The sequence below is a fragment of the Fodinibius sp. genome (assembly GCF_041642155.1).
Lineage (GTDB): Bacteria > Bacteroidota > Rhodothermia > Balneolales > Balneolaceae > Fodinibius.
The window spans coordinates 1-5,942 of record NZ_JBEPWZ010000180.1; the positions used below are offsets into that span (position 1 = coordinate 1).

Annotated in this window: 5 protein-coding genes and 1 tRNA gene; 1 reads left to right on the forward strand and 5 read right to left on the reverse strand. The window is 49.7% G+C overall.

The window, feature by feature from the left end; all coding sequences use genetic code 11:
* Positions 1–427: 427 nt before the first annotated feature.
* The 5 genes from ACESLU_RS10370 to purF form a co-directional block, all read right to left on the reverse strand.
* Positions 428–501 (reverse strand) — tRNA-Pro (locus ACESLU_RS10370).
* A gap of 133 nt (positions 502–634) precedes the next feature.
* Complete coding sequence (gene mce, locus ACESLU_RS10375) at positions 635–1,039, reverse strand: methylmalonyl-CoA epimerase (protein WP_372638581.1); 405 nt, start codon at positions 1,037–1,039, stop codon at positions 635–637.
* Between the two features lie 121 nt (positions 1,040–1,160).
* Positions 1,161–2,759 (reverse strand): phosphoglycerate dehydrogenase, encoded by a 1,599-nt coding sequence (serA, locus tag ACESLU_RS10380; protein WP_372638582.1) that lies wholly within the window; start codon positions 2,757–2,759, stop codon positions 1,161–1,163.
* Between the two features lie 39 nt (positions 2,760–2,798).
* Positions 2,799–3,386, reverse strand: coding sequence for a ribosome biogenesis GTP-binding protein YihA/YsxC (yihA, locus tag ACESLU_RS10385; RefSeq protein WP_372638583.1), 588 nt, complete (start codon positions 3,384–3,386; stop codon positions 2,799–2,801).
* A complete protein-coding gene (gene purF / locus ACESLU_RS10390) occupies positions 3,386–4,888 on the reverse strand; it encodes an amidophosphoribosyltransferase (RefSeq protein WP_372638584.1) in 1,503 nt (500 codons plus the stop codon). The genes yihA and purF overlap by 1 nt, the downstream gene beginning before the upstream one ends.
* A gap of 393 nt (positions 4,889–5,281) precedes the next feature.
* Between purF and ACESLU_RS10395 the strand changes: the two genes are divergently transcribed.
* A partial coding sequence (locus ACESLU_RS10395; RefSeq protein ID WP_372638585.1) for an SDR family NAD(P)-dependent oxidoreductase occupies positions 5,282–5,942 on the forward strand: 661 nt, incomplete at its 3' end.

The window sequence follows — 5,942 nt, forward strand, 5'->3', positions numbered from 1 at the left end:
ACCAATAATAACTGTTTGGGGCCTTGCAAAATCTGTTAATAGTAAGACAATAAGATTTGAACCAAATTTGTCGATAATTGTAGATTTCCCCATACTTGGTCAGGTAGCTTTGGCCCAACAATTGAGATACCATTTAATATGCCTATCATTGGATTATGGAATGAAGGAGAAATTCCGGGTACACGGCTTCAGAACATCAGTACTAAGGTTTATAGCTTTTCGCAAGATTCTTCGATAAAAACAAAAAGCCCTGTAACAGCTTTTAAAAGCTATCACAGGGCTTCTACGTGGTCGGGACGACAGGATTTGAACCCCGAAGCACTGCTTCGGAATATCAACGCTCAGTTTTGTTACCGCAGGTAACTTCGTAGATAAAACAAAAAAGCCCCCTGACAGCTGTCAAAGCTATCAGAAGGCCTTATATAAGTCGGGACGACAGGATTTGAACCTGCGACCCCACGACCCCCAGTCGTGTGCGCTACCGGACTGCGCCACGTCCCGAAATATGTCAATCACTAAATTGGAACTCTACGAAATACCCCGTCGCTAAAGTTCGGAGACTTCGGCACTCTGGACCTGATAGAGTTCTGAATTAGTGAGACCAAAGATATCATCATTCGCCGCAAAACTCAACCTATTTTGCGATTGTTTGACACAGCTCCACCAGTACGCCGTGATTGTCTTTTGGATGTACAAAGGCGACCAGTTTATTGTCGGCCCCGCGGCTGGGCTCTTCGGAGAGCACGGTAAAGCCCTCCCCGCGCAGCCGCTCCATCTCCCCGCGGATATCCTCCACTTCAAAAGCCACGTGGTGCATGCCTTCGCCTTTGTTGGCAATATACCCGGCAATCACCGAATCGGACCCGGTGGCTCCCAGAAGCTCCACCTTGGATGTCCCGGTCCGGAAAAAGGCGGTTTCCACCTGCTGTTGTTCGACCGTCTCACGCTTGTAGCACTCCGCGTCAAGCAGCCTTTCGTAGGTCTCGATCGCCTCCTCGAGATCCGCCACCGCTATGCCGATATGGTCGAGATGTTTCATAACATATATATAGCTTGGAGTGGCCGGGAGTCAATAGTCATATTGAACGTTATTTTATTTATATGAAGCCACGAACTCCTTGATTCCTGCCCACGGAAACTGAATTTCTGATTATTTCCTTTTATTGGCCGTTCGTCAGGCTGATGTACTTCAATGCGTTGACGCCGTCAATATTAATGATCGGCTCGAGCTCTTTTTCATTCAGCGGTTTATCCACCGAAATCGCCGTGATGGCATTGGAACCTTTACCGGTTCTTCCGAGGCTCAGGGAACCGATGTTGATGCCCTGCTCGGCCATGGTGCTGCTGACGCCGGCCAGCATCCCCGGCTTATCCACATTCTGGTACATCACGATATCCCCCTCCAGGCGAAGCTCAATGCCATAGCCGTCAATCTCTACGATACGGTAATCATCTTCTCCGAAGACGGTAGCCGAAATATTCTGGTACTCAGCTCCCTCGCCCAGCCGGATGGTGATCAGGTCGTTAAACGTCTTGGTCTCGCCGGCCTTGGTTTCTTTGATTTTCATGCCCCGCTCTTCGGCATAGTGACGGGCGTTAATCAGGTTCACGGCCTCGCTTACGTGGTGCGAGAGGATCCCTTTCAGGATTGAATCGGTAAGCACGTCAGAAAATTGGGCGCAGGTACCGCTGTATTCGAACGAAAACTCGTTGGCATGCTCGGGGGCCAGCTGGATAGCCACGCTTCCCAGTTTTTCTGCCAGCTCCAGATAGGGCTGTACTTCCTTGTTGGTTGTCAGGGAAATGGACTTGCCGTTCAGGCTTCCCTTGAAGCTTTTTTGCTCGAGAGCGTCGATCATCTGATGTGCAATCTGCTCGGCTACTTTTTCCTGGGCCTCTTCGGTGGAAGCTCCCAGGTGCGGGGTGCAGATAATGTGAGGGTGCTCCAGGATTTCATATAGCTCGGCGGTGGGCGGTTCCGTGGAATAGGCATCCACGGCGACACCGGCCACATATCCTTCATCAATCAGCTGAGGCAAATCTTCCTCTTTATAAATACCACCGCGGGCGCAGTTGATCAAAAATACTCCTTTCTTAAGCTTGTCAGCATTATCCATGGAGACCAGCCCTTTGGTCTTTTCGGTGAGCGGCGTATGCACAGTCAGAAAATCGGCAACCCCCAGCAGTTCGTCCAGTTCCAGCAATTCTACATTGAGACTGTCCGCTTTTTCTACGGAGGCGAACGGATCGTATGCTTTTATATTCATGCCGAACTTCTTCATCCGTTTGGCCACTTCGCCCCCTATTTTTCCCAATCCGATAATGCCGAGGGTCTTATTATGAACTTCCGTACCCATATACTTTTTTCGATCCCATCCGCCGCTTTTCACTTTCTGTACCGACTGGGGGATATTCCGGGCAATGGCTAAAATCATTCCGCAGGTATGCTCCGCGGTAGAGATCGTGTTGCCGTCGGGGGTGTTCATCACCAATACGCCGCGGGCGGTGGCAGCTTCGATATCAATATTATCCACGCCTACGCCGGCCCGTCCCACTACTTTCAGCTTGTCGGCCGATTGGAGAACCTCAGGACTGACGGTCGTTGAGCTGCGAACGACGATACCGTCGTAGCTTTTTATTTCACGATGCAGCTCTTCTCCGCTCAGGTTGTGATTACGTGTTACCTTAATACCGCGCTCTTCAAACACTTTTTCAGCGAGCGGGTCAACATTATCCAGGATAAGAATACTAAATGACATGGAGATCGATTTTACGTTTAACGTTAAGTTTTATATTTATTATGATGCAAATTCGGATATCAAATCTTTGACGTCGCTGATACCAATATTATCTTTTACGGAACTTATAACAATAGGCACTTCTATATTCATTTCATCCAAAATGCGCTTTACCCGTGCTTTGGACTGCTGGCGCTTATTGCGGGAAATCTTATCGCCTTTGCTTAATACCACGATGAACGGGAGACGATTGACACCGAGCCAGTAAAAAAACTCTTCGTCCAGTTTGCTGGGCTTGTGTCGGATATCCACCAGGTGGATCACCAGCCGCAGCGTAGTCCGTTCCAACAGGTATTCGCGGATATCCCTTCCCCACCGCTCCCGCTCCTTTTTGGATACTTTGGCATAACCGAAGCCGGGCAGGTCCACCAGGTAGGCCTTGTCATCTACCAGGTAGTAGTTCATCTGCTGCGTCTTCCCCGGCGTGTTACTGGTCCGGGCCAGCCCCTTGTGATTGACCAGTGCATTTATGAGCGACGATTTTCCCACATTGGAGCGTCCGGCGAGACAAATTTCGGGGTAGTAGGCCTCGGGACATACATCCAGGGAAGGAGCGCCGGTTACGAAATGGGCTTTTTTAAACTCCATCAAACAATCTCATTTTCTTCTTTCCCAATCCCGAAATTGACCGGCACCGGATAATCTTCCGTAAAGCAGGCGGTGCAGTAACCGCCGGACGAAGGATTCGATTCCCTGACTGCCTCGACCAGCCCCTCCGCGGATAAATAGCGAAGACTGTCGACACCAATCTCTTTTGCCATCGCATGAATATCGCGACCATAGCGATTGGCGATCAACTCCTTGGGGTCGGGGAAATCCAACCCGTAATAACAGGGACCGATCACCGGCGGCGAACTCACCAGAAAGTGTACTTCAGCGGGGTTGGCCTGGCGGATCATGTTTACCAGGTACCGCGAGGTGGTTCCCCGGACAATGGAATCATCGACAATAATGACCGAACGTCCTTCAATCACGCCTTTGACGGTATTAAACTTCGTCCGCACTTTCTGCTCCCGCGATTTTTGTCCGGGTGAAATAAACGTTCTGCCTACGTAGTGATTGCGAATCAAGCCAATCTCAAACTTGCATTCGTAGCCCAGTTTTTGGTTTTCATGCACATATCCCAATGCCGCTGTATTGCTTGAGTCGGGTACCGAAATAACAATGGGCTTGGTGTCGCCGGTATCTTTTCGGATGACTTCATTGATCGGGTGCTCTTTAGCCAGGTGTTTCCCAAGGTTCCGGCGCACTTTATCCACATTCTCGCCAAAAATCTTGCTGTCGGGACGTGAAAAATAGACGTATTCAAAAATGCACTGGCTGGTGTCGGTCCCGTATTCCGGTTCGAGATGGTAGGAATCCGGCTGCGAGTCGCTGCCTGCTTCCTGGTCAATCACCAGCACTTCTCCCGGGTCAATATCGCGAATATACTCAGCGTCGATAATGTCAAAAGCGCAGGTTTCGCTGGCTACGCAGTAACTGCCGTCTACCTTGCCGAGGGCCAGGGGACGAAATCCATTGGGGTCGCGAACCGCAATCAGTTTGTCATCGGTAAGCATCACCAGGCTATACGCTCCTTCAATCTGCTCGAGCGCATCCAGTACCTGCTCAATCTGTGTTGCCTTCTGACTGTGGGAGATCAGGTGCAGAATCAGCTCGGTATCAGAGGTACTCTGAAAGAGCACCCCCTCTTGACGAAAACGATTGCGAAGCTGTTGGGCGTTGGCGAGGTTTCCGTTATGTCCGATCGCAATATTGCCCTTGTGATAATGCACGCGAAAGGGTTGTATATTGGCGGGATTCCTGGCAGCACCGGTGGTGGAATACCGGTTGTGCCCGATGGCCGCGCGTCCCTTTAACTCGTTTTTGAACATCTTCTGGTCGTCAAAGACTTTCAAAACCAAGCCGAAATCGCGATGAGCGGGCATCACCCATCGTTTTTTTTCTTCGTCATAATAGGATGTTACTATACCAGCCGATTCCTGTCCCCTGTGCTGCAGGGCGTGAAGCCCATAATAAGAAAGGAGGGCTGCATCAGGATGATTTTGGATTCCAAAAATACCGCAATAATCTCGTGGCTTGTCGATCATTAACTTATTCGCGTAGTCATATATTTTCGATAGACAGAAAGTTAATAAAATCAACGGCGAATTAGTAACAAAAATAAATGGGTAGTACATCACTTCGATATTGCCGCAATCGGAGATGCCAGTCATCGTGCATCGCTCTACGGGAGCGCCCTGTGAAGACCATCGATCCTATTGATGCGCTGCTCCCGACTGAAAGGATTCAACAGGACATGCCATTTTTTCTTCGCCTCGTTCGCGACCAAATTTCCTGGTGACTAATCCGGGTTATTATGCTTCGGTTTTGAATATGCTCAGGAGTTGCTACTGACTTAAATTCCCGGTTTTTCAAAACCTTCATATTATACGTTGTGAGATCCCTGCGGTCTTCTTACTTTCACCAACAAAAAGTCCTGTATGTCAAAAGTTATTATTGTCACCGGAGCCAGCCGCGGGATCGGCTATGAAGTCTGTCAGCAGCTCGCAAACCGGAATCACCAGGTGGTGGCTGTTGCGCGGTCCGCGGGACCACTGAAAAAGCTACACCAACAATACCCCGCTTGTATTTCTGACATTGCCGCGGACTTGACCGACCAGGATGCCGTGGAACAGCTTGTTCGCACTGTTTCATCCACTTTTGAGGGCGTGGATATCCTCATCAATAATGCGGGCACACTCATAAACAAGCCGTTTGAGGATCTCTCACTGGACGACTGGCGTGCTCAGATCGAGGGCAACCTGATTAGCGCAGTAAACATTACGAAACAATTACTGCCCCACTTTAATACAAATGCACATATCCTTAACATCAGCAGTATGGGCGGGTTCCAGGGAAGTGCTAAGTTTCCCGGGCTGGCGGCCTACAGCGTGTCCAAAGGAGCCCTGAGTATTTTAACGGAATGTCTCTCGACCGAACTTGGGGGACAAAAAATCAGTGTCAATGCATTATGCCTCGGTGCTGTACAGACCGAGATGCTGGAGCAGGCATTTCCCGGCATTGAGGCACCCGTATCGCCCGAAGAAATGGGGGAATATATAGCGGATTTTTCCCTCAACGGATCTACTTTTTATAATGGCA